Here is a 26254-nt window from a genome sequence, read left to right as displayed (position 1 = left end):
TCATTTTTTATTTTTTAAAAATACAATTCAATAAGATGAAATTTACAGCTGAACAAATAGCAGGAATATTGGAAGGTGAAATTGTTGGTAATCCCAATATTGAAGTTTCTCGCTTATCTAAAATTGAGGAAGGGACTGAAGGGTCGCTTACTTTTTTATCTAATCCAAAATACGTTAATTACATATATACTACAAAGGCTTCAATAACAATCGTTAATGATACTTTTGTTCCGGAATCTCCAATAACTACTACACTTATTAAAGTAGCCGATGCCTATAAATCTTTTTCTAAACTATTAGAGTTTTACAATCAGGTTAAACTAAACAAAAGCGGTATCGAAACCCCATCTTTTATTTCTGAAAGTGCAAAATATGGTGAAAATCTATATTTAGGAAGCTTTAGTTATATAAGTGACAATGTTGTATTAGGTGATAATGTTAAAATATATCCTGGAAGTTTTATTGGTGACAATGTAACTATTGGGAATAATGTGGTTATTTTTGCAGGCGCTAAAATTTATTCGGAAACAATAATCGGTAATAATTGTACTATTCATTCTGGTACAATTATTGGTGCTGATGGTTTTGGTTATGCCCCAAATGAAGATGGTACGTACAATAAAATACCTCAAATTGGTAATGTAATCATAGAAGACAATGTAGATATTGGCGCCAATTCGACTATTGATAGAGCCACCTTGGGATCAACAGTTATTAGAGCAGGTGTAAAATTGGACAATCAAATTCAAATTGCACACAACGTTGAAATTGGTCGTAATACGGTTATTGCTGCTCAATCTGGAATTGCAGGTTCTACCAAAATAGGGGAGAACTGTATGATAGGAGGGCAAGTAGGTATTGTTGGGCATTTAACAGTTGGTAATAATGTTCGTATTCAAGCTCAATCTGGAGTAGGAAGAAATATAAAAGATAATGAAATACTACAAGGAAGTCCAACTTTTGGATATTCTGATTACAGTAAATCATATGTACATTTTAAGAATTTACCAAAACTGGTAAAAGAAATAGAAGAGTTAAAAAAACAAATATTAAACCAAAAAAATGGAAACAATGGTTAAACAGAAGACCATCAAAACAGAAATTTCGCTAACGGGAGTTGGATTACATACTGGAAAAGAAGTTAAAATGACTTTCAAACCTGCTCCAGTAAATAATGGCTTTACATTTGTTCGTGTCGATCTTGAAGGTCACCCTGTTATTGAGGCTGACGCTAATTACGTGGTTAATACACAACGTGGTACTAATTTAGAAAAATTAGGTGTCAAAATTCAAACTCCAGAACATGTTTTGGCTGCTTTAATGGGTTGTGACTTGGATAACGTTATTATTGAGTTAGATGCCTCTGAATTACCAATTATGGATGGTTCTTCTAAGTTTTTTATCGAAGCTGTTGAGGAAGCTGGAATCATTGAACAAGAGTTAAACCGAAATGTATATGTTGTAAAAGAAGTTATTTCTTTTACTGATGAAGCTTCAGGAAGTGAAATCATGGTTATGCCAAGTGATCATTATAGTGTTACTACAATGGTCGATTTTGGAACAAAAATATTAGGTACTCAAAATGCCACTTTAAAAACTATCGGAGATTTCAAAACGGAGATTTCTAATGCTAGAACTTTTAGCTTTTTACATGAATTGGAAGCGCTATTAGAAAATGGATTGATTAAAGGTGGAGATTTAAACAATGCTATCGTTTATGTAGACAAAGATATTTCTGAATCTACAATGGAAAGTTTAAAGAAAGCCTTTGGTAAAGATGAAATTACAGTAAAACCAAATGGAATTTTAGACAATTTGACTTTGCATTACCCAAATGAGGCTGCAAGACACAAATTACTTGATGTAATTGGAGACTTAGCTTTAATAGGAACTAAAATCCAAGGAAAAATAATCGCCAACAAACCTGGACATTACGTAAATACTCAGTTTGCAAAAAAAATGGCCAAAATCATCAAAAGCGAACAAAGAAATTATGTTCCAACTTATGATTTAAACCAAGAACCATTAATGGACATCCACAAAATTATGGCTATGTTACCACATAGACCTCCATTTTTGTTGATTGACAGAATCATCGAAATGTCGGATAGTCATGTTGTGGGGATGAAAAATGTAACAATGAATGAAAATTTCTTCGTTGGACATTTTCCAAATGCTCCGGTAATGCCTGGAGTTTTGATTGTTGAGGCAATGGCGCAAACAGGAGGGATTTTAGTTTTAAGCACTGTTCCGGATCCTGAAAATTATTTAACATTTTTCATGAAAATTGATAATGTAAAATTCAAGCAAAAAGTTTTGCCGGGAGACACACTTATATTCAAATGTGATTTGATCACCCCAATACGAAGAGGAATTTGCCACATGCAAGCCAATGCTTATGCAAATGGAAGATTGGTAGCGCAAGCCGAATTAATGGCGCAAATTGCAAGAAAACAATAATTTTATGTTTATTAGGTTAATCTATTATAAGATTATCCATTAAACAGTTTAACGATTAAACAAAACATATGAATCAACCGTTAGCATACGTTCATCCAGGTGCAAAAATTGCCAAAAATGTTGTAATCGAACCTTTTACAACCATCCATAACAATGTAGTCATTGGTGATGGAACTTGGATAGGTTCTAATGTAACAATAATGGAGGGAGCAAGAATTGGTAAAAATTGCAATATTTTTCCAGGTGCTGTAATTGCTGCTGTCCCTCAAGATTTAAAATTTGGAGGAGAAGATTCTTTAGCAATTATTGGAGATAATTGTACTATTAGAGAATGTGTTACTATCAATAGAGGTACCATAGCCTCAGGTCAAACAGTAATTGGTAATAATTGCTTGATTATGGCAACAGCCCATATTGCTCACGATTGTCACGTTGGTAATAATGCTATTATTGTTAATGGTGTTCTTTTAGGAGGACATGTAACAATTGGAAATTATGCAGTTATTGGTGGACTTTCAGCTGTACATCAGTTTATTAGTGTTGGTGACCATGCCATGGTATCTGGAGGATCTTTATTAAGAAAAGATGTTCCGCCATACACTAAAGCAGCAAAAGAACCTTTATCCTATGTTGGAATTAATTCCGTAGGATTAAGAAGACGTGGCTTTACATCTGAAAAAATCAGAGAAATTCAAGAGATTTACAGAATATTATATCAAAAAAATTACAATGTAACTCAAGCATTGGACATAATAGAAGGAGAAATGGAAGCTACACCTGAGCGCGATGAAGTCATAGATTTCATTAGAAACTCATCAAGAGGTGTAATGAAAGGGTACTCTGGGAATTACTAAATAAAAGTTCAATCGTTTATTTGTTTAATCGTTTAGTCTAAAAACAAATAAACGATTGAGCGATTAAACAAAATAATAAATAAAACAAAACAATAATGGCATCTACATCAGATATTAAAAACGGATTGTGCATCAAATACAACAATGATATTTACAAAATCATTGAATTTCTTCATGTGAAACCAGGAAAAGGACCAGCATTTGTAAGAACAAAATTAAGAAGTTTAACTAATGGCAAAGTATTAGATAATACTTTTTCTGCTGGACATAAAATTGATGAAGTAAGAGTTGAAAACCACAAATTTCAGTTCTTATATCCTGAAGGAGATTTATTTCATTTTATGAATGTTGAAACTTTTGAGCAAATTTCTTTGAACAAAAACATTTTGGATTCACCGGATTTATTGAAAGAAGGAGAAAGTGTAATGGTAAGTATTAACACTGAGACAGATTTACCTCTTTCTGTTGATATGCCAGCATCTGTAGTACTTGAAGTTACTTATGCAGAGCCAGGTGTAAAAGGAAATACAGCTACTAATGCTACAAAATCAGCAACTGTTGAAACAGGTGCAACAGTAAACGTTCCTTTGTTTATTAACGAAGGTGACAAAATCAAAATTGATACTACTTCTGGTTCTTATATGGAGCGAGTTAAAGAATAGTTGTCTTTGTTTAGTGTTCAGTTTGATTAGAAACTGAACACTAAACACTGATTTCTGAATACTATTTTTATGAAATTACCAAAAGTTCATTCTCTACAAGAAATAGCAAATTTGCTTCAATGCGAATTTGTTGGTGATGCCTTGTTTCCAGTTTATGGCATGAATGAAATTCATGTTGTAGAATCTGGGGATATTGTTTTTGTAGATCATCCAAAATATTATGATAAGGCTTTACAATCTGCAGCTACGATTGTTTTAATCAACAAAAAAGTAGATTGCCCTGAAGGAAAAGCTTTGTTGATTTCTGATGATCCTTTTAGAGATTTTAACGTATTGACAAAACATTTCATGCCTTTTGTGCAATCTAATGTTGCTATTTCCGCTTCCGCAAAAATTGGAAAAGGAACTATGATTCAGCCAAATTCTTTCATTGGAAATAACGTTGTTATTGGAGAAAACTGTTTGATACATGCTAATGTTGCCATTTACGACCATACAATAATAGGGGACAATGTCATTATCCATTCGGGTACTGTTCTTGGAGCCGATGCTTTTTACTATAAGAAAAGACCAGACGGTTTTGATCAATTAATTTCGGGAGGTCGAGTTGTAATTAAAGACAATGTTGGTATTGGTGCACTTTGTACGATTGACAAAGGAGTTACCGGTGATACCACTATTGGGGAAGGCACCAAAATTGACAATCAGGTACACGTTGGACACGACACTATAATTGGAAAAAAATGCTTAATCGCTTCACAAACAGGTATTGCAGGTTGCGTAATTATTGAAGATGAAGTTACCATTTGGGGACAGGTGGGAACAACAAGTGGCATTACTATAGGAGCAAATGCAGTAATACTTGGACAGACAGGTGTTACAAAATCAGTAGATGGGGGGAAAAGCTATTTTGGTACTCCAATTGAAGAATCAAGAGAAAAATTGAAGCAATTAGCAAATATTAAAAAGATACCCGAAATTTTAAAAAAACTAAAATAATATGTCTGCTAAAGAAATTGTAAAAAGTTTTTATAAATCAGATGCCTTCATTAACACAGAAATAATGAAAGAATATTTACATCCAGAATGTATTTTGGATTGGAATAGCAGCAAAGGATTTATTCAAAGGAATTATGAAGAAATATTAAATATGACTAGTGATATAAGTAGAGCTTATGTTCGTACCAAAGCTAGAATTAGTCATATTGTTGAAGAAGGTAATATCGTTTCTGTTCGTTTTGATCATTATGCAAAAACGATAGAAAACCCAAGAGAAGAAATGTTTTTGGCTCATATGATGGTTATATGGGAATTGAAAGATAATAAATTATACAGAGGATATCAAATGAGTCAAGTGATGTAATTATTTTTATTTTAAAAAAAAGTACAAAATAATTACAAAAGCCTTACTTTTGCGTCACAATTTTAAAAACTACATAAAAAATATATCATGAGTGTTTTAGTTAATAAAGATTCAAAAATAATTGTTCAGGGATTTACAGGTAGCGAAGGAACTTTCCACGCTTCTCAAATGATTGAATACGGTACAAATGTTGTTGGTGGTGTTACTCCTGGAAAAGGAGGAACTACACATTTGGACCTTCCAGTTTTTAACACAGTAAAAGATGCTGTTGAACAAGCTGGAGCTGATACTACTATTATTTTTGTACCACCTGCTTTTGCTGCAGATGCAATTATGGAAGCTGCTGATGCTGGAATAAAAGTAATCATTGCAATTACTGAAGGAATTCCAGTTGCTGATATGATTAAAGCAAATAGCTATGTTAAAGAAAGAAATGCTAGATTAATTGGACCAAACTGCCCAGGTGTTATTACTCCAGGGGAAGCTAAAGTTGGAATTATGCCAGGTTTCGTTTTCAAAAAAGGAACTGTAGGTATTGTATCTAAATCAGGAACTTTAACTTACGAAGCAGCTGATCAGGTTGTAAAACAAGGATTGGGGATCACTACTGCTATCGGTATTGGTGGAGATCCAATCATTGGAACAACTACAAAAGAAGCTGTTGAATTATTGATGAATGATCCAGAAACAGAATGTATCGTAATGATTGGTGAAATTGGTGGTCAATTAGAAGCTGATGCTGCTAAATGGATTAAAGCTGACGGTAACCGTAAACCAGTTGTAGGTTTCATTGCAGGAGTTACAGCTCCAGCAGGACGTACAATGGGACATGCAGGTGCAATTGTTGGAGGTTCTGACGATACAGCTGAAGCTAAAAAACAAATTATGAGAGAGAACGGAATTCACGTTGTTGACTCTCCAGCTGAAATCGGAAAGAAAGTAAAAGAAGTACTTGGATAATCTCCAATTATTTAAATAATAAATTCCAAAAAAAGTCTCAATATTTTGTTGAGACTTTTTTACATTTTTAAAATGTCTGGAATAAAATTAAAAATTTAGCAACTCAGACTCTAAGAATCTTAGTTGCTTAAAAAATTAAAAATATGTACAAAGAATTAGAAAAGTTTACAGTAAAAGGGAATTTTACGTTTACACAGGAAGATAATTTAGAAGCTGTTTGTAACGCTTCAGAAACAGGAAGTGGAGTTTTTGTTGTTTATGCAGACAAAGAATTAATTATGGTTGGTTCTACAGGAACAGTCCAAAATGATGGAACGTTGAAAAGCAAAAATGGTGGTTTACATGATAAGATTGTAAATGGTCATCAATTTGCTAAAACAGGAAGAAAATATTCTTGGCCTGCTCAAATGAAAAAAGAAAGTATTGATACTTTAGAAGTTTTTTGGTTTGAAACTTTTAATAGCGATGCAAAATCAATTCCAACTAGCGTTGAAGGACAAGTTTTGCAAAACTTTCTAGATGAAAATGGTAAATTACCAAGATGGAATGTAGCTTTTTAATACATTCTCAATCAAGCAAAAAATGCTTTACAATTCTGTAAAGCATTTTTTGTTTATAGTATTTTGAAAAAAGATTATTTATCTTTAAAATCTACAGACAACGAATTAACACAATATCGTTGACCAGTTTTTGTCGGACCGTCATCAAAAACGTGTCCGAGATGTCCACCACAATTGGCACAAACAATTTCAGTGCGTTTCATACCATGCGTATTATCAACAATATATTCTACTTTTCCAGGGATTGATTCGTCAAATGATGGCCAACCACAATGTGCATCAAATTTAGAATTGCTTTCAAATAGGGGAGTACCACAACCTCCACAGCAATAAACTCCATTCTCAAAATGTAAATTATATTTCCCTGTATGTGGATATTCGGTTCCTTTTTGACGAAGAATTCGGTAACGTTCAGCTCCTAACTCTTGTTCCCATTCTTGCTCTGATTTTACAAAAGGATAGTTCATAATTATTAATTTTCAATAAAATTAGTTATTTTTTCAATTACTTGGTGGTCGGCAAGTATCTTTCTATGACCCAATTTTTTGGTCAACATTAATTCACCATTTTTAAGATGTTCATGTATATGTATTCCTGCTTTTACAGATACTTCAGGATCATTTTCATCATGAATTACCAATGTTGGAATTAATGTCATTTCAGCTGCTTTGTATGCGCTATAATCGTCCATTTTACCTCCATGCTTTTTTTCAAAACGTTCACATAATAGCTTACTGATTTCAGGTTTCAATTCCAATTTAGCAACAAAATCATCGATAATATCTTCTACAATATCCCCACTTCCAATAATTACAGCTTTTTTTACTTGAAATCCTTTTTTTATAGCATTCATAACAGACATTCCGCCCAAGGAATGACCAATAGCAATTACAAAAGGGCCAAATTGTTTGTCTATTTCAATAATTGAAGCAATAAAATCAACCATAATAGTTGAATTGCCCGGAGACTTACCATGTGCTGGTGCATCAAAGCTAACAGTTGAATACCCTAATTTGATCACTTCATCTGCAATTTTACATAATTGAGTTCCTCTACCTGACCATCCGTGAACTAGCAAGATTTTTTTATTGCTTTTCCCATATTCATAAACATTCACCTTTCTGTTTATGGACGAAACAACAATCATTTGCTGAATACTCTTTTGATCCATTTCAACTTCTCGTTTAGGAATTTTATGTTTTATTGGTGTTGTAAACAATTTGGACGCATAAATAGTAATCCATTTAGTAGACAAAAAAGCAATAAACTTACTCGATAGGATTATAATTTTTGGAATTTTCAAAGGCTTAGTATGATTTGTGATCTTTTTTGTCATATTGATAAAATTATATAATGTCTTTAAAAATTAATTTTTTTTAAGTAAATTTAAAAAACATAAAAGTACAGTAAATTTAATGTTAATATAATTTAATTTAATAGTGTAAAAATATTAAATTTTTAAATTTTGTAATCAAATGAGATATTTAAATACATCATCATTAAACCAAAAATAAAAGGTAATTCATGGAAATATTTCACATTGGAGCAGAATGTTACCCAGTTGCCAAAGTGGGTGGTTTAGCCGATGTAATTGGATCATTACCAAAATACCAAAGTGGTTTAGAAAATAAGGTCCGTGTCGTTATTCCCTGTTATCAAACAGCATTTCGGTTAGAAAATGATTTTGAATGTGTTCATTGGGGTAAATTAAAATTAGGTAACTTTAATTTTCCTTTTAGCGTATTAAAAGAAACGTCAAATAAACTAGGCTATGAGCTTTATTTAATAGAAATACCGGAACTTTTTGACCGACCAAATATATATAATTACAAAGATGATATAGAACGCTTTTTATCATTTCAAATTGCAACATTAGACTGGATTTTAGGACGGAACTCGATGCCAGATATAATCCATTGTCATGATCATCATACAGGGTTAATTCCTTTTATGAAAAAGTATTGCCCAAAATATGAAAAACTAAAAGATATTCCTGTGTTAATCACTATTCACAACGGTTTATACCAAGGAATATTTACTTTTAATAAATTGTATTATTTACCAGAATTTGATTTGATTAACATAAAAGAATTAGAATGGGGAAATTGTATCAATTCTTTGGCAACAGCTATAAAATGTGCAGATGAAATCACCACTGTTTCGCCGAGTTATCTAAATGAAATCAATCATTCTGGCACTGGACTGGAAACATTATTTCAACAGGTTCGACACAAATCAAAAGGTATTCTAAATGGAATTGATATTGATGTTTGGGATCCCTACAAAGATCCAATGCTAGAAATTAATTATTCAGCAGAAACAATTGATGAAGGAAAACAAAAAAATAAAGAGCAATTATGCGCGCTTTTCAATATGAATCCAACAAAGCCGCTTTTTAGCTTCATTGGCAGATTATACAATGAAAAAGGAGCCGATTTACTTCCGAAGGTAGTGTCATCAGCTTTGACAGTTTTTAAAGAAGAAATCAATATTTTAATTTTAGGTTACGGAGATGTCGAAATAGAAAATCAACTTACGCAATTACATTCTATTTATAATGGAAATTACGGTGTTTATATTGGTTATAACGAAGAGTTAGCACATAAGACATATGCTAGTTCCGATTTTATTTTAATTCCATCTCGAGTAGAGCCATGCGGTTTAAATCAAATGTATGCATTACGATATGGGACAATACCAATAGTAAGGAGAACTGGAGGTCTAAAAGATACCATTATTGATTTGGAGGAAAACGGAAACGGAATTTGCCATGATAATGTTTCAGTTGAAGATATTTGTGATTCCATACAAAGGGCAGTCGATTTATATAAAAATAAAGAAAAAATCAAACAAATTAGAATAAAAGGAATGAATACTGACCATTCTTGGAAAAACGTTAGCCAAGAATATATTGAATTGTATAATTTAATTATTGCAAAGAGATTATGAAAAGTAAAAGAAAAAATGTTGTCGCTATTATTTTAGGAGGAGGGCAAGGTTCTAGATTGTATCCCTTAACTGCCAGTAGATCAAAACCAGCAGTTCCGATAGGAGGCAAATATCGATTGGTAGATATCCCAATTTCAAATTGTTTGAACTCCGATATTTATAAAATGTTTGTATTGACGCAATTCAATTCTGCTTCTTTGAATGCTCATATCAAAAACACTTATAATTTTAGTATTTTTAGCCGATCGTTCGTAGATATTTTGGCTGCAGAGCAAACACCTGATAATCCAACTTGGTTTCAGGGAACAGCCGATGCAGTAAGGCAATGTATGCCTCACTTTTTGAACCATGATTTTGAGTATGCATTGATTCTTTCGGGTGACCAATTATATCAAATGGATTTCGGGTCAATGCTTGAGGCCCATATCGACGCTGGAGCCGATATTTCTATTGCAACTTTGCCTGTAAATGACAAAGATGCTCCAGAGTTTGGAATATTGAAGACCAATTCGGAAAACAGTATTGTTTCTTTCATAGAAAAGCCTGCCAAGGAATTACTGCCTGAATGGAAATCAGAGGTTAGCGATGAAATGAAAATCCTAGGAAAGCATTATTTGGCCTCAATGGGAATCTATATTTTCAACAGAAAGTTATTGGTGGAATTGATGTCTAATCCAGAAACAAAAGATTTTGGAAAAGAAATCATTCCGCAAGCAGTTGGAAACAAAAAACTTTTGAGTTATCAATACGAAGGGTATTGGACGGATATCGGGAATATCGACTCCTTTTTTGAAGCCAATATTGGACTAACTGATGATCTTCCTCAATTCAACTTATTCGATGACAACAATAAAATTTATACAAGACCGCGATTGTTGCCTCCTTCGAAGTTTCATAAAACGATGATCGAAAAATCAGTAATATCCGAAGGCTGTATTCTCCGTGCCAAAGAAATTACAAAATCCGTTATAGGAAACAGATCCAGAATAGGTGAGGACACAGTGATTAAAAACACCTATGTAATGGGTAATGATTTTTATCAAAATATAGAGGACATCAAGCATGACATTGAAAATGATATACCAGTAATCGGAATTGGAGAAAGATGTTTTATCGATAATGCTATTGTAGACAAAAACAGCAGAATTGGCAACGATGTATATATAAAAGGTGGAAAGCATTTAGCCGATACTACGAATGATTTATATTGCATAAAAGAAGGAATTATAGTAATTCGAAAAGGAGCCATAATTCCAAATAATTTTAAAATAGAATAATTTCACTCTGGAAATCTTTCTTAAATATTTATTACAAGAAAACTCATTATATCAAATCGTCTGTATAATTTATTGCACTTTCGATTTGGTGTAATTAGTAGTTATAAGCAATGTAGTTTTTGATTCAACTTTAATCCAAAAGAAAAACTACTAATTAATGTAATTTGATTTATTATTCACAATAAACAAAGTCTAATGAATCTAATTAATGGAATATCTGCATTTTTTAAAATTAGTTTCTATAAATATTCAATATTTACTAAATTACATGTTCAATTTAACTAATACCATGCAAAATCAAACCCGTATAATTATAGAAAATGTTTTGCCACAACTTAACAGTGGTAATTTTGCCATTAAAAGAATAATTGGTCAAAAAGTGTTTGTCACCGCTGAAATTTTTTCAGATGGGCATGATGTTATCCAATGTTGCGTAAAATTCAAACATGAATCCGAAAATAATTGGCAGGAAGTTCGAATGATTCATACTCAAAATGATGAATGGTTTGCTGAATTTCATGTTGAGAAGCAAGGAAAATATGTCTATTTCGTAGAAGGATGGGTTGATTATGCATTGAACTGGCAACACGGTACAGAGCGAAAAATTAATGACAATCAATACGTTAAATCAGAATTACTGGAAGGAGCAGAATATGTTCAAGCCATTCTCAATATTGTTGATGCTTCCGAAAATGAATATCTCAATCGATTAAATTATTATTTCACAACAGAATCTGAATATGATAATGCAGTTAGAGAAGCAAAATCTGAAGAACTTACCAGAATTTTCAAAAAATATCCAATACGCTTTTTAGAAAACAAATCGATAGATTTAGAAATATATGTAGATCGCAAAAAAGCCCTTTTCAGTACTTGGTATGAATTTTTTCCGCGTTCTGCTTCATCCGAAGATGGGAAACACGGAACTTTCAAAGATTGCGAAAAATTACTTCCCAGAGTTGCCGAAATGGGATTTGACACGCTTTATTTCCCTCCAATACATCCAATTGGGGAAGTTAATAGAAAAGGTAAAAACAATGCTACAAATGCCGAATATGGCGATGTTGGTTCTCCTTGGGGAATTGGTTCGCATCACGGTGGACACAAATCGACCCACCCAGAATTAGGATCGATTGAAGATTTTAAAGAATTGGTAAAAAAAGCCCAAGATTTAGGAATCGAAGTTGCAATGGATTATGCTTTACAAGCTGCTCCTGATCATCCTTATGTGAAAGATTTTCCTCAATGGTTTAAATGGAGACCGGACGGAACAGTTCAATACGCTGAAAATCCACCCAAAAAATACCAAGATATCCAACCAATTTATTTTGAAAGCTCCGATTGGAAAAACCTATGGAAAGAACTTTTAGATGTTGCACTGTTCTGGATTGAAGAATGTAATATTCAAATTTTCAGGGTTGACAATCCGCATACAAAACCCTTTTATTTCTGGGGTTGGTTAATTGCTGAAATCAAAAAGAAGCATCCCGATGTTTTATTTTTGGCAGAAGCTTTTACACGTCCAAAAATTATGAACGAATTGGCTAAACAAGGTTTCAGTCAATCCTACACTTATTTTACATGGAGAAATACCAAAAAAGAATTAACAGACTATGTAGAAGAGCTGACTCAAACAGAGCAAAAAGAATTTTATCGACCAAATTTTTGGCCAAATACACCAGATATTAATCCTTTTGCTTTGCAAAATGCAAACGAATCGATGCATTTGCAAAAATACTTTCTGGCCGCAACCTTAAGTTCCAATGTTGGAATCTACGGTCCTGTTTTTGAATACATGATAAGTACGCCAATGGCGCCAGGAAAAGAAGAATATCTCGATTCTGAAAAATATCAATGCTACAAATGGGATTGGAACATTCAAAACAAACTCACCACTCTAATTACAAAAATCAATGCCATAAGAAAAGAACAAATTTCGTTGCAACAAACTAATAATATTGTTTTTTGTGAGACCAATAATGATCAAGTAATTGCTTATTACAAATTTGATGATGATAAACAAGATGAAACTTTGATGATAGTTAACCTTGATTCTCATAATACTGGTAGAGCAATGATTAAACTTCCTGTTGACAAAATGGAAAGACATAAAATTGAAATCACCGATTTGATTACCGGAAATTTCTATTCATGGGATAATGAATGGAATTATGTAGAACTTCCTTCAGAATTGCCTTTTCATTTATTTAAAATTCAGAAATAATGGTTGATAAAATTAACGAAGCCGAATATAAAAACCCACTTATTTTTCATGCAGATTGGGATAATGCTTTTGAAGACGAAAGTTTTATTAAAATTTTCGCCTCCGATATTTTAGAAAATTATATTATCAATAAAAGATGGTATGGAGGAAAAGCCAGTACCTTAAAATATATTGAGATTGTACATTCTTTTAAAATTGCTTCAAATGAAAATACATATTACGGCGTTTTATTAGAAGTTAATTTTAAAGAAGCCTTTTATCAACATTACTTTATGCCATTGGCATTTATGTCTGAAGAAGATTTAGATACTAACACCGTTATTGCTCCAGTTATAATGAATGAAAAGGAGGGATATCTTGTGGATGCTTTACACCAAGAAGATTTTAGAAAATTACTTTTTGATAAAATTATCCATTCTAAAAAAAATGAAGAGTCAAAAGTTACCTTTCACAAAGGAAAAGCATTACATGTTAAAGAATATATTTCATCTCATTTTATGGGAGTGGAACAAAGTAATACTTCCATTGTCTACAATGACAATCTAGTTTTAAAAATTTTCAGAAGAATTTACATCAGTATGAACCCTGATTATGAAATCAGCCGTTTTCTTACTGAAAGAATGAATTTTAAACATTCACCGGCTTATACAGGAAGTATTAGCATAGTATCATCTGACGGGAATATTACTCTTGGTTTGATGCAAGAATTAGTTCCAAATCAAGGAGACGCATGGAAATATATGCTAGAAGAAGCAGATCGAATTTTTGACAACTTAAATACCAAAAAAATCTCAGTCGGAAAACTTCCAGATATCGATTTATTTAAAAGATTAAAACTAAATGATGTACCTCATGAAATCATTGATTGGGCTGGTTTAAGTATTTTTCTAAAAATTCAAACTTTGGCTACTAGAACTGCCGAAATGCATATCGCATTAGGAAGTGATATTCACGAAACAGCATTCACACCACTTACTTATAATGGAGATTACTCTGTTTGGTTAAAAAATAGATTAACCTATCAATTTCAAAACCGCTTGAATATTTTGGAAAATAATTTGCACAAATTGGATGGTTTAGCTTTAGAGTTGGCCAATCAATTTTTAGATCATAAAAAAGAAATTAGAAAAGCATTCCTTGATTTTGACTGGACACAAATGAAATCGGAAAGGATTCGTATTCATGGAGATTATCATTTGGGCCAAGTTTTAGTGAATGGAGATGATTTTTATATTCTTGATTTTGAAGGTGAGCCAGAAAGCACTATTCGAGATCGAAAAGTAAAACAACCTCCTTTAAAAGATGTTGCAGGAATGTTTCGTTCTTTTCATTATGCAATTTATGCCACGATCTTCAACAGTAATGATAAATATCCTTATGAACAAGAAGAACTTTTTCAAGCTGGCGAAATTTTATATAAATATTTTGTTGGTGTTTTTCTTAATACGTACACCGAAGTCGCTCAAGGTGGTAATCTAAACATCGGATACATAAAAGAAATTGATTTTTTATTGAAATATTGCCTTTTGGAAAAAGCAGTTTATGAATTGGGTTATGAATTAAATTCTAGACCGAGATGGTCAGTAATTCCGTTGACAGGAATTGCCAGTATAATGGGGTTTAATAAAGTTAGTTGATTACAATTTCACAAGAAAATAAAATACAAAAAATGAACAAAGTACAAACCTATTCGCTTTTTACAGATTTTGACATTGATTTATTCAAAGCCGGGAAACACTATAGACTTTACGAAAAATTAGGAGCACATATTATTGAAGTTGATGGCGTAAAAGGGGTTTATTTTGCCGTATGGGCACCATCGGCAAGAACGGTTTCAGTAATTGGCGACTTCAATTACTGGATACAAGGAGAACATCCATTGCAGGTACGTTGGGATTCATCTGGAATTTGGGAAGGGTTTATTCCCGGATTAGAACAAGGAACTACATATAAATATAAAATACAATCCAACAATGGTGGAATCATCACCGAAAAAGCAGACCCATTTGCTTTTTATTGCGAAAAACCACCTCATACAGCTTCTGTTATTTGGGATCTTGACTATAAATGGAAAGATAAAAAATGGATGCAAACCCGCAAAGAGCATAATGACTTAGATAAACCTTATTCAGTTTATGAAGTTCATTTAGGTTCGTGGAAAAGACATGGAGAGGAAAATCGTTTTTTAACTTATTTAGAATTTGCCGAAGATCTTGTAAAATATGTAAAAGAAACCGGATTTACTCATGTAGAGTTCATGCCAGTTATGGAATATCCTTATGATCCATCATGGGGTTATCAATTAATAGGCTATTTTGCGCCTACATCCCGTTTTGGAAATCCTCAGGATTTTATGGTTTTGGTTGATAAATTACATCAAGCAGGTATTGGGGTAATTTTAGACTGGGTTCCATCTCATTTCCCGGATGATGCACATGGTTTAGGTTTTTTTGACGGTTCCAATTTATTTGAACACCCAGATCGTAGAAAAGGGTATCATCCTGATTGGAAAAGTTTAGTTTTTAATTATGGACGAAATGAAATTCGTTCGTTTTTAATCAGTAATGCGTTATTTTGGTTGCAACATTATCACATAGATGGACTTAGAGTAGATGCTGTTGCATCGATGTTATATTTGGATTATTCTAGAGAAGAAGGGGAGTGGGAACCTAATATTTATGGTGGAAGAGAAAATTTGGATACCATTAGCTTCTTAAAAGATTTTAATGAAGCTGTATATTCTAATTACGAAGGTGTACAAACAATCGCCGAAGAAAGTACTTCTTTCCCGATGGTTTCCAGACCCACATTTGTAGGAGGATTAGGTTTTGGGATGAAATGGATGATGGGTTGGATGCACGATACATTAGAATATTTCCAAAAAGAAACAGTCTATCGAAAATACCATCAAAATGATTTGACATTTTCTATGACTTATACCTACACAGAAAATTTCATGTTACCACTTTCACATGATGAAGTGGTGTATGGAAAAAGATCTATTGCAGGAAGAATGCCTGGTGACGAATGGCAAAAATTCGCAAATCTAAGGTTGCTTTATGGCTATATGTTCACGCATCCTGGAACCAAATTATTGTTTATGGGAGCTGAATTTGGACAAAGTAGCGAATGGAATTTTGAAAGTAGTCTAGATTGGCATTTATTAGAATATCCTTTTCACAATGGTATAAAAAAGGTTATCACCAAACTCAACAAATTGTACAAAACAGAGCCAGCTTTACACGAAAAACAGTTTAGCCATGATGGTTTTGAATGGATTAACTATTCAGATCATGAAAATGCTGTGATGTCGTTTATTCGAAAAGGTAATAATCCTGCAGACGATTTAATAGTTGTTCTTAATTTCACTCAGGTAGTTCGTGAGAATTACCGAATAGGCATACACAAAACAGGAAAACTTGTAGAATTATTCAACAGTGATAATACAGATTTTGGTGGCAGTGGAGTGAAAAATAGCAAAAAACTATCCATAGAAAACAATCCGTATGATGGAAAAGAATATTCTACTGCATTATTGCTTCCGCCATTAAGTGTAGTAGTTTTTAAGATATCCTAGATTTATATTTTTTAATAGTTATCGGAAAGTTGATACTTTTGAATTTAATTATGTAAAATAATAAACTAATAAAAGTTGCAGTTTTGTATAGATATTTAACAATAAGATTATGAAAAAATATTTATTAATAGGAGTAGCTATAATTAGCATAATTTATTCTTGTGCAACAAATCCGATGACAGGAACGAAAGAACTTAATTTTGTTTCTAATAGTCAGTTGTTTCCATCTTCATTTCAACAGTATGGAGCATTTTTAAAAGAAAACAAAATAATTTCAGGAACAGCTGATGCAAAATTGGTAGAAATGATTGGATTAAAAATTAAATCCGCAGCTGAAAAATATGCAATTTATTTGGGACAAACAGGGTATTTGAATGGGTACCAATGGGAATATAAATTAATTGAGAGTAAAGAAGTTAATGCATGGTGTATGCCAGGTGGAAAAATCGTTGTTTATTCTGGGATTTTACCAATAACTAAAGATGAAGCTGGTTTAGCAACAGTTTTGGGACATGAGGTTTCGCATGCATTGGCCAATCATGGTGCACAAAGAATGAGTGCATCGCAATTACAGGAATTAGGTGCGGTAGGTGTTGCTGTTGCTACAGGTCAGCAAAGTACTGAAAAACAACAAATGTGGCAACAATATTATGGTTTAGGTTCTGAGGTTGGAGTAATGCTTCCGTTTAGTAGAAATCATGAAAGTGAAGCTGATAAAATTGGACTTACCTTAATGGCAATAGCGGGATACAATCCAGACGATGCAATTATTTTTTGGCAAAGAATGGCTACACAGTCAGGAGGACAATCACCTCCAGAATTCTTAAGTACACACCCATCAGATGCTACAAGGATGGCAAATTTAAAGGCTTTGATCCCAGAAGCCAAAGCAACTGCTGCAAAAGTTAATGCATCCTACAAATAATTGCCAAGTGTAATTATTGTAATTTTTATAAATTATTTAGGCTATTCTTAAAAGAATGGCCTTTTTTAAATCATATTGAATGCAATAATAGTAATGATTTATTATTAAAAGATTAATATGTGAAAAAGCAGTATTTATTGTTTTTACAATTAAAAAATAAATAAATTCGCAAATAAAAAATAAACATATATGGCAGATTTAGCAAAAGGAAGTAAAAAGCTACTAAACGCTTGGGCATTTTATGATTGGGCAAATTCTGTATATCCATTGGTGATTTCATCGGCTATATTTCCTATATTTTATGAGGCTTTATTTTCTGAAAGAGATCATTATATTGAGGTTTTCGGAATGAGCTTAAAAAACTCTGCATTAATTAGCTTTGTTACTGCTGGGGCTTTTTTGATGGTTGCCATTATTTCTCCTTTTTTATCTGGAATTGCCGATTATGTTGGGAATAAAAAGTTCTTTTTAAAGCTTTTTTGCTATACAGGAGCTCTTTCCTGCATTGGTCTATATTGGTTTAGCTTAGAAAATATTTATGTTGGATTATTTTTTTACTTTTTCGGTTTAATAGGTTTTTGGGGAAGTATGGTTTTCTATAATTCTTATTTACCTGATATTGCTTTTAGCGAACAACAAGATGCCGTAAGTGCCAAAGGATATTCTCTTGGATACATTGGGAGTGTGATTTTGTTAATAGTAAATCTTGCTATGGTAATGATGCCGGATACTTTTGGGATTACTGGAAGTAAAGGTGAAGCAGCAATGAAAGCAATGAAATATTCTTTTGTAATGGTTGGAGTTTGGTGGATTCTATTCAGTCAATATACCTATTATTTTTTGCCAAAAGGAAATAAAAGTAAAGACCAAAAAGTAACCAAAGCTGTTGTCTTTAATGGTTTTAAAGAATTAAAAAAAGTTTGGGGCTTATTAGAAGCCAACATTCCATTGAAAAGATATTTACTTAGCTTTTTTGTTTACAGTATGGCTGTTCAAACCGTAATGCTTATTGCTACTTATTTTGGTTCTCAAGAAATCGCTTGGGAGTCCGCAAGCCAAAGCCAAACAGGTTTAATTATATGTATTTTATTAATACAAATTATTGCTGTAATCGGAGCAATTTTAACATCAAAAGCTTCTGCAAAATTTGGAAATATACCTACCCTTATTGTAATCAATTGTTTTTGGGTCATCCTTTGTTCTGCTGCTTATTATATAGTAACTCCAAATCAGTTTTATATCATGGCAGCGCTAGTAGGACTTGTAATGGGAGGAATTCAGGCATTATCCCGTTCTACTTATTCCAAACTTTTGCCAGAAACAGAAGATACGGCTTCATTTTTTAGCTTTTATGATGTTACCGAAAAAATTGGAATTGTAATTGGAATGTGTGTGTACGGCATAATTGATCAAATTACTGGAAGTCCAAGACTAGCAATTGTTTTCTTTGGGATACTTTTTATAGTTGGTGCTATTTTATTAAGAAGAGTTACAAAAAAAGAGGCTTTAAAATAAAGCCTCTCAATAGTCTATAAAATTTCATTTAATTATACTTTTGAAATATCACCCGAGCCACTCACTTTCGTATCTTTTGTTTGAGGATCTCCTTTGTATTGAATATCACCAGATCCCGAAACTCTTGCAAATAAACTCTGGCTGCAATTTACTTTCATATCACCTGAACCTGAAATCGTCAGATTTGCATTTTTTGTTGTCAAATTAATAGCGTCCACATCTCCAGAACCAGAAGTTTTTGAAACAAAATTATCAGAACTTCCTGTTAAAACAACATCTCCAGAACCACTTAAATTAGATTCAAAATCAGTTGTCTTAACATCCAAAGTCAAATCACCAGAGCCCGATAATTTAGCTACGAATTTAGAACCAACAATCGTGTTTTTTGACTTAACATCTCCAGATCCAGAAAGTGAAACAAAACTTATTTGTTCAAATGGAACTGTCAAAACAATATCTCTCTTAGTCTCAATATTGATATTTTTTTCGGTATAAATTTTCAATATATTTCCTTCAACTTCAACTTTGATATAAGGAAGTATATTTTCCTCACCCTGAATGGATATTGCACCTTCGGTACCAGATACCAATACCACATCAAAAAAACCGGAAACATTTATTTCGTCATATCCTGCAGTAGTTCTCTTCTCGGTAATTACTTTTCCGTTTCCTTTTATTCTTGACCATTGTGCATTTGCAATTGTTGTAAAAAACAAAGCACTAAAAACAACTAATAAAACTGATTTTTTCATAGATTAAAAATTATAATTGAACGTGATTTTTGAATTTGATATTATGATTGAAACTGTTATTGAACTTCCTTTTTATACAATTTTACATTACCGTAATCGGATGTAATTGAAATTTTATTTTCTCCTTTTTTCTTATAAAAACCACTGACTCTTTTAGTATAATTAGTTTCTTCCTTGGAATTTACAGTCAATTCATTATCATATTTAAAGTCGCCATATCTTACCGATATATCAAAATCAAAATTATAATTAGATTGAAAACCAATATCCACACCCGTATATCCAGCCACTATATTTATATTATTAGCTTTGGCTTGCATGGCATCAATTGAGATGTTACTGTATTTTGTATTTAACTTCAATTGATTTGAAACAGAACCTACATCAATAGTCAGATAATTTCCATTTCCATCCAATGAATTGATTTTTTTAATTCTAACACTACCGTATTTACTGTTGTATTTTACATCATTACCTTCATTGATATCAATTTCAGAATAATCCGAAAGTAAATCAAGTTTAGAAACCTCATTCATTTTCAATCCAGAGTATTTTGAGGTAATCATACCATTTTTCAAGTATTCAATAGTAGAACTTGAACAATAGCTAATTTGTACTGTATTACTGTTTCCATTAAGCTTCCCTAAATTAATTTTACCGTATTTACAATTGATATCAGTTGTAGAAAAAAGATCTGAAGTACCAATATTTCCGTACTTATTATTCAATTTTACTGTTCCATTTTTAGGAATCTTTATAGTGTAATTGATTTCAAAATTGTTATTTCTTCCATTGTTTTTAGTACTTGTGTTTCCAAAAACAGTTTTGGCGCTAACCATGCTTTTCAAGGCTATAAAATCCACATCAATTCCAGCTAATTTTTGGTTAACCCATTTCTCATTATCACCACTGACCTTGATGAGAACTTCAATCTCAATTTTATCCTCATTCCAGGTAGTAACAAAAATGCTTCCATAAGAGTTGTCGATATTTATCCCGGCGTCGCTATTCACAATGTAGGCTTTGTTGATGACTTTTTGTTTAGTATAATTAAAATCATCATTCGAAAATCCCAAAAAAGGAATTAGTAAAAGGGTTAAAAGCAGTATGTTAAATTGTTTTTTCATTTTTTAAATCTTTAAGTTTTTCTGTTTCTTCAATTTGTTGCAAAACATTCTGCAGAAATGAAATTCGGGTTTGTAGGTTACTGATCATTGCATAAATAATAGGTTTACATTCACCGTTAACTTCTAATTCGTGCATGATTTTTTCATAATCGCTATCCAGCGATTTCATTTGATGCAAGGCATCATTTATTATTTTTTCGTTTTCAGGCGATTTTTTAGCTTTAATTTGATCCAGTTGATGTTCAATCAAAACGGTAAAAATAGAATCCGTTTGCTTAGTTTCTTTGGAGGCAAATTTCAGTTCTTTGTGATTATCCGCTTTAGGATAAAACAAAGTAATTCCCAGCAATACAACTACCGAAGCAGCGATGGCGTATAAAAACCCAAAATTCTTTTTCCTTTTTTTAAGAGCCAATTTTTCTGAAAACCTATTTGTATGTTGGCTATCCATTTCATGAACATCCCATTGATTTTCTAAATTTTCAAATAATTGATCTAATTTTTCATTTTCATTTTTCATAACTCATTTAATTTTTTTCTTAAACTTTCTTTAGCTCTGCTTAATGTTGTTCTGCAATTGGCATAACTAATTTTAAGAATTTCGCTTATTTCTTCTTGATCATAACCTTCAATATAGAATAAAGTAAGCACCATGCTGTAATTGTATTTCAAGGACTGAATAGCGTCCAAAACCTGTTTGACTTTTAGATCATTAAAATCTAATTTCTCTTCCAAATCATTTTCTGATTCTTCTAATTTGTAAAGTGTTTTTTCAAAATCTTCTGTTTTAAATGAATTATTCTTTTTGTAAAAATCAATACTATAATTAACTATTATTCGTTTCAACCAAGCTCCAAAGGCAACTTCTTGTTTAAAATCGTTTATTTTGGTAAACGCTTTCAAAAAGCCTTCTTGCATTACGTCTTCGGCAAAGTGCTCATCTTTCACAATTCGATAGGCCACATTATACATCGCCTTGCAATAGCGATTATAAATCTCAAATTGTGCTTTCTGATTATTCTCTTTGCAAAGCGAAATTAATTCTTCGATATTTTGACTGGTCAGATTCAATTAAATAGTTATGATTTGTAGTAAAGACATGAAATTTTTTGGTTTGTTACAGTTTTATAAAAATAGTTTATTTTTTTTTCATTTTTATCTTAAACAAAAAACAGCTTAAACCAAAAATTAGCTACACAATTGGATAATAATTCAAATCTGATTTGATTTTGGCATAATGATTGCCTTATTTTATAGCTCAATATTATACTGTATTTATACATCGATATTAGCCTGAAATATTGTTGCGATACCTTATATTTGCGTTCCGATTTAAAAAATTAATGACAAAAAGACTTAAATACTACTATGTCAAATCATAAAATACTTACTATTGACAATCTGTCACTTCAAGAATTTGATTCTGAAGCCGAATTAATTCCATTATTGACTCCAGAAGATGAAGAAGAAATGAATAATGAAGAATTACCTGATTCTTTACCTATTTTACCTTTACGTAATACGGTTTTATTTCCTGGAGTAGTTATTCCGATTTCGGCTGGAAGAGATAAATCAATCAAATTGATTAACGATGCCAATGCTGCTGGAAAAGTAATAGGAGTAGTGTCTCAAATCAATGAAGAAGATGAAGATCCTAAATTTGATGATATTCATAAAATAGGTACTGTAGCTCGAATTCTAAGGGTTTTAAAAATGCCTGACGGTAATGTTACAGTAATCTTACAAGGAAAAAAACGTTTTGAAATTACAGAAGTGGCTTCGGAAGAGCCTTATCTTACAGCTAATATCAAAGAAGTTCCTGAAAAAAGACCAACCAAAAAAGACTCAGAATTCAATGCGATAATTGATTCGGTAAAAGAATTGGCTGTTAAGATTGTCAATGAAAGTCCCAATATTCCTTCAGAAGCTACATTTGCCATTAAAAACATAGGAAGTCCTTCGTTTTTAATCAATTTTGTTTCTTCCAATATGAATTTATCGGTAAAAGAAAAACAAGACTTATTATCGATAAACGGATTGAAAGAGCGTGCTTTGGAAACCCTTCGTTTTATGAATGTCGAGTTGCAAAAACTTGAATTAAAGAACGATATTCAATCTAAAGTCCGTTTTGACTTAGATCAACAACAAAGAGAATATTTCTTGCATCAGCAAATGAAAACCATCCAAGAAGAATTGGGAGGTGTTTCGCAGGAGGAAGAAATGGACGAAATGAGTGTGAAAGCCAAAAGCAAAAAATGGGATGACAAAACGCTAAAACATTTCGAAAAAGAATTGTCTAAAATGCGAAGAATGAATCCTCAAGCTCCTGATTTTGGAATTCAAAGGAATTATTTGGAAATGTTTTTAGATTTACCTTGGGGTGAATTCTCGAAAGATAATTTTGATTTAAAACACGCCCAAAAAATATTAGACAAAGATCACTTTGGTCTGGAAGATGTCAAAAAAAGAATGATTGAGCATTTAGCCGTGCTTAAATTAAGAAATGACATGAAGTCTCCAATCATTTGTCTAACAGGGCCTCCAGGTGTTGGTAAAACTTCGATTGGTAGATCTGTTGCAGAGGCTTTGGGAAGAGAATATGTTCGCATTTCATTAGGAGGATTACGTGATGAAGCTGAAATTCGTGGTCATAGAAAAACCTACATTGGAGCTATGCCGGGACGAATTATTCAAAGTTTAAAGAAAGCTGGAACATCAAATCCAGTGTTTGTTTTGGATGAAATAGATAAACTTTCTTCTAGCCATAATGGAGATCCATCTTCGGCATTATTAGAAGTTTTAGATCCAGAACAAAACAATGCTTTTTATGATAATTTCCTTGAAATGGGGTATGATTTATCTAAAGTAATGTTCATCGCTACTTCAAATAATATGGCTGCTATTCAACCAGCTTTGGTAGACAGAATGGAGGTTATAAAAATGTCTGGTTATACAATTGAAGAGAAAGTAGAAATTGCTAAGAAGCATTTGTTTTCAAAACAATTGGCTGCACACGGATTGAAAGCTAAAGATCTGACAATTGGAAAAAAACAATTGGAAAAAATTGTAGAAGGCTATACTCGTGAATCTGGTGTTCGTGGATTGGAAAATAAAATTGCTCAAATCGTTCGTAATGCTGCCAAATCAGTAGCAATGGATGAGGAATACAATAAAAAAGTAACTGACGAAGATATTATAAAAGTACTTGGAGTTCCTAGATTAGAAAGAGACAAATATGAAAATAATGAGGTTGCTGGTGTTGTAACAGGTTTGGCTTGGACAAGCGTTGGTGGTGACATTCTTTTTATAGAGTCCTTAGTTTCCCCAGGAAAAGGAATGATGACAATTACAGGTAATTTAGGTACTGTAATGAAAGAATCAGCCACAATTGCTTTGGAATACATTAAAGCCAATGCCGAATTAATGGGTTTAAATCCAGAAATACTTTCAAAATATAATATTCATTTACACGTTCCAGAAGGAGCTACACCAAAAGATGGACCTAGCGCCGGTATTGCAATGTTGACTTCTTTAGTTTCTTTATTTACTCAAAAACGAGTAAAGAAAAACTTGGCCATGACAGGGGAAATTACTTTGAGAGGAAAAGTGTTGCCTGTTGGTGGTATCAAAGAAAAAATATTAGCAGCCAAAAGAGCTAATATTAAAGAAATCATCTTATGTCATGAAAACAAAAGTGATATTGATGAAATAAAAGCTGAATATTTAGAAGGTCTTACCTTTCATTATGTGAAAGAAATGAGCGAAGTTTTAGAATTAGCCATAACTAAAGACAAAGTTAAAAATGCAAAAGATTTGAAATAAATTCAAATTCTGAATATTTTAAATTCCAAATTCTAACTCCTAAATAAACTAGGAATTGGAATTTGGAATTTGCTTTTTTATTCTTTTTCTTTTTAATTTTCGTAAGTTTGACGCTTGGAATTTTTAAATTTTGACTTTTCAAATACTGTATGTCCCAAAAACTTATTATCTACTTTTTGCTCTTAATTTGTTCTGTTACTTACGGACAAATAGGAGGCAAGTACACTTATGAGTTTTTGAACTTGATTACCTCACCAAGACAAGCGGCATTAGGAGGGAAAGTTATTACAATTTATGATGAAGACGTCAATCAGGCTCTTTTTAATCCTGCTTCTATTAATGAAGAAATGGATAATCATCTATCATTAAATTATGGAAATTACTACCAGGAAGTAACTTATGGAACTGCTTCATACGCTTATACCTACGATCAGCATCTACAAACATTTCAAGCCGGTATCAATTACATCAATTATGGAAAATTTGATGGATATGATGAAAATGGCTTGCCCACAAGTTCGTTTACTGGAAGTGAAATTGCCCTTTCATTAGGCTATGCTTATAACATTCCCTATACTGATATTCATTTGGGAGCCAATGCCAAACTGATTCAATCTACACTAGAAAGCTATAATTCCTTTGGAGCTGCCGTAGATTTAGGAATGGTATATATCGACGAAAAAAATGATATAAATTGGGCCTTGACTTTAATGAATATTGGAACCCAATTTACTACTTACGACGGGACTAGAGAAAAATTACCTTTTGAAATAATTGCTGGAGTTTCTCAAGAATTGGAACATGTTCCCATACGCTGGCATTTTACACTCGAGAATTTGCAACAATGGAATTTGGCTTTTTCAAATCCTGTTAATGCAGAAACTTCAATTGATGGTACAGTGACTGAAGAAAAAGTGTCTTTTTTAAACAATACACTGCGACATATGATTTTGGGGCTTGAACTTTTTCCAAAAAAAGCGTTTAATCTTAGATTTGGTTATAATTTTAGAAGAGCTGCAGAATTGCAAATTCAAGACCAAAGAAATTTCTCAGGACTCTCATTGGGTTTTGGATTGAAACTGAATAAATTAAAATTTAATTATTCGTATTCAAAATATACTTTGGCAGGAAATACCAGTTTGTTTGGATTGATTGTTAATTTTGGGGAATAATTTTTAGTAGAAAGAACGAAGAAGGCAGAATAAAGATTTAAAACTTATTTTTAAA

23 protein-coding genes are annotated in these 26254 nt (G+C 32.3%); 17 read left to right on the top strand and 6 right to left on the bottom strand.

Annotated elements, in window-relative coordinates:
- Positions 1–35 precede the first annotated feature (35 nt).
- The 8 genes from lpxD to J2W95_RS04860 all read left to right on the top strand — a co-directional run bounded on the left by lpxD (position 36) and on the right by J2W95_RS04860 (position 6859).
- Positions 36–1079: a UDP-3-O-(3-hydroxymyristoyl)glucosamine N-acyltransferase gene (gene lpxD / locus J2W95_RS04895; protein ID WP_310004525.1), complete on the top strand. Its 1044-nt coding sequence runs from the start codon at positions 36–38 to the stop codon at positions 1077–1079.
- Complete coding sequence (locus J2W95_RS04890; RefSeq protein ID WP_310005381.1) at positions 1072–2460, top strand: bifunctional UDP-3-O-[3-hydroxymyristoyl] N-acetylglucosamine deacetylase/3-hydroxyacyl-ACP dehydratase; 1389 nt, start codon at positions 1072–1074, stop codon at positions 2458–2460. Before lpxD ends, J2W95_RS04890 begins: the two co-directional genes overlap by 8 nt.
- 68 nt (positions 2461–2528) lie before the next feature.
- Positions 2529–3314: an acyl-ACP--UDP-N-acetylglucosamine O-acyltransferase gene (gene lpxA / locus J2W95_RS04885; protein ID WP_111410775.1), complete on the top strand. Its 786-nt coding sequence runs from the start codon at positions 2529–2531 to the stop codon at positions 3312–3314.
- Between the two features lie 95 nt (positions 3315–3409).
- Positions 3410–3976 carry an elongation factor P gene (gene efp / locus J2W95_RS04880; RefSeq protein ID WP_111410776.1) on the top strand — a complete coding sequence of 189 codons (567 nt, stop codon included), beginning with the start codon at positions 3410–3412 and terminating at the stop codon, positions 3974–3976.
- A gap of 69 nt (positions 3977–4045) precedes the next feature.
- Positions 4046–4975 carry a UDP-3-O-(3-hydroxymyristoyl)glucosamine N-acyltransferase gene (locus J2W95_RS04875; protein ID WP_310004519.1) on the top strand — a complete coding sequence of 310 codons (930 nt, stop codon included), beginning with the start codon at positions 4046–4048 and terminating at the stop codon, positions 4973–4975.
- 1 nt (position 4976) lies between these two features.
- Positions 4977–5339 carry a nuclear transport factor 2-like protein gene (locus J2W95_RS04870; RefSeq protein ID WP_310004517.1) on the top strand — a complete coding sequence of 121 codons (363 nt, stop codon included), beginning with the start codon at positions 4977–4979 and terminating at the stop codon, positions 5337–5339.
- An 87-nt stretch (positions 5340–5426) separates the two neighbouring features.
- Positions 5427–6299 carry a succinate--CoA ligase subunit alpha gene (sucD, locus tag J2W95_RS04865; protein ID WP_077376539.1) on the top strand — a complete coding sequence of 291 codons (873 nt, stop codon included), beginning with the start codon at positions 5427–5429 and terminating at the stop codon, positions 6297–6299.
- A 143-nt stretch (positions 6300–6442) separates the two neighbouring features.
- Positions 6443–6859: a hypothetical protein gene (locus J2W95_RS04860; RefSeq protein WP_310004514.1), complete on the top strand. Its 417-nt coding sequence runs from the start codon at positions 6443–6445 to the stop codon at positions 6857–6859.
- A 74-nt stretch (positions 6860–6933) separates the two neighbouring features.
- On the opposite strand, the gene msrB is transcribed toward J2W95_RS04860, so the two are convergent.
- Positions 6934–7326 (bottom strand): peptide-methionine (R)-S-oxide reductase MsrB, encoded by a 393-nt coding sequence (msrB, locus tag J2W95_RS04855; protein ID WP_310004512.1) that lies wholly within the window; start codon positions 7324–7326, stop codon positions 6934–6936.
- A gap of 5 nt (positions 7327–7331) precedes the next feature.
- Positions 7332–8195, bottom strand: coding sequence for an alpha/beta fold hydrolase (locus J2W95_RS04850; RefSeq protein WP_310004510.1), 864 nt, complete (start codon positions 8193–8195; stop codon positions 7332–7334).
- A gap of 188 nt (positions 8196–8383) precedes the next feature.
- Here J2W95_RS04850 and J2W95_RS04845 point away from each other — a divergent pair, with 188 nt between their 5' ends.
- The 7 genes from J2W95_RS04845 to J2W95_RS04815 all read left to right on the top strand — a co-directional run bounded on the left by J2W95_RS04845 (position 8384) and on the right by J2W95_RS04815 (position 19326).
- Entirely contained in the window at positions 8384–9808 is a 1425-nt protein-coding gene (locus J2W95_RS04845) for a glycogen synthase (RefSeq protein WP_310004507.1), read from the top strand.
- Entirely contained in the window at positions 9805–11085 is a 1281-nt protein-coding gene (locus tag J2W95_RS04840) for a glucose-1-phosphate adenylyltransferase (protein ID WP_310004505.1), read from the top strand. Before J2W95_RS04845 ends, J2W95_RS04840 begins: the two co-directional genes overlap by 4 nt.
- Before the next feature lie 289 nt (positions 11086–11374).
- Entirely contained in the window at positions 11375–13309 is a 1935-nt protein-coding gene (locus J2W95_RS04835; protein WP_310004503.1) for an alpha-1,4-glucan--maltose-1-phosphate maltosyltransferase, read from the top strand.
- Positions 13309–14946 carry a maltokinase N-terminal cap-like domain-containing protein gene (locus J2W95_RS04830; protein WP_310004501.1) on the top strand — a complete coding sequence of 546 codons (1638 nt, stop codon included), beginning with the start codon at positions 13309–13311 and terminating at the stop codon, positions 14944–14946. The genes J2W95_RS04835 and J2W95_RS04830 overlap by 1 nt, the downstream gene beginning before the upstream one ends.
- A gap of 32 nt (positions 14947–14978) precedes the next feature.
- Positions 14979–16886 (top strand): 1,4-alpha-glucan branching protein GlgB, encoded by a 1908-nt coding sequence (gene glgB / locus J2W95_RS04825; protein ID WP_310004499.1) that lies wholly within the window; start codon positions 14979–14981, stop codon positions 16884–16886.
- Positions 16887–16995: 109 nt separating this feature from the next.
- Complete coding sequence (locus tag J2W95_RS04820; RefSeq protein WP_310004497.1) at positions 16996–17811, top strand: M48 family metallopeptidase; 816 nt, start codon at positions 16996–16998, stop codon at positions 17809–17811.
- A gap of 189 nt (positions 17812–18000) precedes the next feature.
- Positions 18001–19326, top strand: coding sequence for an MFS transporter (locus J2W95_RS04815; RefSeq protein ID WP_310004495.1), 1326 nt, complete (start codon positions 18001–18003; stop codon positions 19324–19326).
- A 32-nt stretch (positions 19327–19358) separates the two neighbouring features.
- On the opposite strand, the gene J2W95_RS04810 is transcribed toward J2W95_RS04815, so the two are convergent.
- Genes J2W95_RS04810 through J2W95_RS04795 form a run of 4 tightly spaced genes read right to left on the bottom strand, consistent with a single transcriptional unit; the run spans position 19359 to position 22276 of the window.
- The gene (locus J2W95_RS04810) at positions 19359–20078 is read right to left on the bottom strand and encodes a head GIN domain-containing protein (protein WP_310004493.1); all 720 of its coding nucleotides are present in this window, start codon (positions 20076–20078) and stop codon (positions 19359–19361) included.
- Between the two features lie 56 nt (positions 20079–20134).
- Positions 20135–21205, bottom strand: coding sequence for a DUF4097 family beta strand repeat-containing protein (locus tag J2W95_RS04805; protein WP_310004491.1), 1071 nt, complete (start codon positions 21203–21205; stop codon positions 20135–20137).
- A complete protein-coding gene (locus tag J2W95_RS04800; protein ID WP_310004489.1) occupies positions 21189–21725 on the bottom strand; it encodes an anti-sigma factor in 537 nt (178 codons plus the stop codon). The genes J2W95_RS04805 and J2W95_RS04800 overlap by 17 nt, the downstream gene beginning before the upstream one ends.
- Positions 21722–22276: an RNA polymerase sigma factor gene (locus J2W95_RS04795; RefSeq protein WP_310004487.1), complete on the bottom strand. Its 555-nt coding sequence runs from the start codon at positions 22274–22276 to the stop codon at positions 21722–21724. Before J2W95_RS04795 ends, J2W95_RS04800 begins: the two co-directional genes overlap by 4 nt.
- A gap of 297 nt (positions 22277–22573) precedes the next feature.
- Between J2W95_RS04795 and lon the strand changes: the two genes are divergently transcribed.
- Both lon and porQ read left to right on the top strand, forming a co-directional pair.
- Positions 22574–25027: an endopeptidase La gene (lon, locus tag J2W95_RS04790; RefSeq protein ID WP_310004485.1), complete on the top strand. Its 2454-nt coding sequence runs from the start codon at positions 22574–22576 to the stop codon at positions 25025–25027.
- A 149-nt stretch (positions 25028–25176) separates the two neighbouring features.
- Positions 25177–26199, top strand: coding sequence for a type IX secretion system protein PorQ (gene porQ, locus J2W95_RS04785; RefSeq protein WP_310004483.1), 1023 nt, complete (start codon positions 25177–25179; stop codon positions 26197–26199).
- The last annotated feature ends 55 nt before the right edge of the window (positions 26200–26254 follow it).

This window comes from Flavobacterium granuli, from assembly GCF_031456055.1.
GTDB classification, from domain to species: domain Bacteria; phylum Bacteroidota; class Bacteroidia; order Flavobacteriales; family Flavobacteriaceae; genus Flavobacterium; species Flavobacterium granuli_A.
Note: the sequence above shows the minus strand (reverse complement) of the source record. Positions and strands in the feature narration are given on the sequence as shown.

What these genes read in the sequence shown, in the direction of transcription:
- lpxD (WP_310004525.1), top strand. Translation starts at nt 36, where the DNA reads ATGAAATTTACAGCTGAACAAATAGCAGGAATATTGGAAGGTGAAATT.
- J2W95_RS04890 (WP_310005381.1), top strand. Translation starts at nt 1,072, where the DNA reads ATGGTTAAACAGAAGACCATCAAAACAGAAATTTCGCTAACGGGAGTT.
- lpxA (WP_111410775.1), top strand. Translation starts at nt 2,529, where the DNA reads ATGAATCAACCGTTAGCATACGTTCATCCAGGTGCAAAAATTGCCAAA.
- efp (WP_111410776.1), top strand. Translation starts at nt 3,410, where the DNA reads ATGGCATCTACATCAGATATTAAAAACGGATTGTGCATCAAATACAAC.
- J2W95_RS04875 (WP_310004519.1), top strand. Translation starts at nt 4,046, where the DNA reads ATGAAATTACCAAAAGTTCATTCTCTACAAGAAATAGCAAATTTGCTT.
- J2W95_RS04870 (WP_310004517.1), top strand. Translation starts at nt 4,977, where the DNA reads ATGTCTGCTAAAGAAATTGTAAAAAGTTTTTATAAATCAGATGCCTTC.
- sucD (WP_077376539.1), top strand. Translation starts at nt 5,427, where the DNA reads ATGAGTGTTTTAGTTAATAAAGATTCAAAAATAATTGTTCAGGGATTT.
- J2W95_RS04860 (WP_310004514.1), top strand. Translation starts at nt 6,443, where the DNA reads ATGTACAAAGAATTAGAAAAGTTTACAGTAAAAGGGAATTTTACGTTT.
- msrB (WP_310004512.1), bottom strand. Translation starts at nt 7,326, where the DNA reads ATGAACTATCCTTTTGTAAAATCAGAGCAAGAATGGGAACAAGAGTTA.
- J2W95_RS04850 (WP_310004510.1), bottom strand. Translation starts at nt 8,195, where the DNA reads ATGACAAAAAAGATCACAAATCATACTAAGCCTTTGAAAATTCCAAAA.
- J2W95_RS04845 (WP_310004507.1), top strand. Translation starts at nt 8,384, where the DNA reads ATGGAAATATTTCACATTGGAGCAGAATGTTACCCAGTTGCCAAAGTG.
- J2W95_RS04840 (WP_310004505.1), top strand. Translation starts at nt 9,805, where the DNA reads ATGAAAAGTAAAAGAAAAAATGTTGTCGCTATTATTTTAGGAGGAGGG.
- J2W95_RS04835 (WP_310004503.1), top strand. Translation starts at nt 11,375, where the DNA reads ATGCAAAATCAAACCCGTATAATTATAGAAAATGTTTTGCCACAACTT.
- J2W95_RS04830 (WP_310004501.1), top strand. Translation starts at nt 13,309, where the DNA reads ATGGTTGATAAAATTAACGAAGCCGAATATAAAAACCCACTTATTTTT.
- glgB (WP_310004499.1), top strand. Translation starts at nt 14,979, where the DNA reads ATGAACAAAGTACAAACCTATTCGCTTTTTACAGATTTTGACATTGAT.
- J2W95_RS04820 (WP_310004497.1), top strand. Translation starts at nt 16,996, where the DNA reads ATGAAAAAATATTTATTAATAGGAGTAGCTATAATTAGCATAATTTAT.
- J2W95_RS04815 (WP_310004495.1), top strand. Translation starts at nt 18,001, where the DNA reads ATGGCAGATTTAGCAAAAGGAAGTAAAAAGCTACTAAACGCTTGGGCA.
- J2W95_RS04810 (WP_310004493.1), bottom strand. Translation starts at nt 20,078, where the DNA reads ATGAAAAAATCAGTTTTATTAGTTGTTTTTAGTGCTTTGTTTTTTACA.
- J2W95_RS04805 (WP_310004491.1), bottom strand. Translation starts at nt 21,205, where the DNA reads ATGAAAAAACAATTTAACATACTGCTTTTAACCCTTTTACTAATTCCT.
- J2W95_RS04800 (WP_310004489.1), bottom strand. Translation starts at nt 21,725, where the DNA reads ATGAAAAATGAAAATGAAAAATTAGATCAATTATTTGAAAATTTAGAA.
- lon (WP_310004485.1), top strand. Translation starts at nt 22,574, where the DNA reads ATGTCAAATCATAAAATACTTACTATTGACAATCTGTCACTTCAAGAA.
- porQ (WP_310004483.1), top strand. Translation starts at nt 25,177, where the DNA reads ATGTCCCAAAAACTTATTATCTACTTTTTGCTCTTAATTTGTTCTGTT.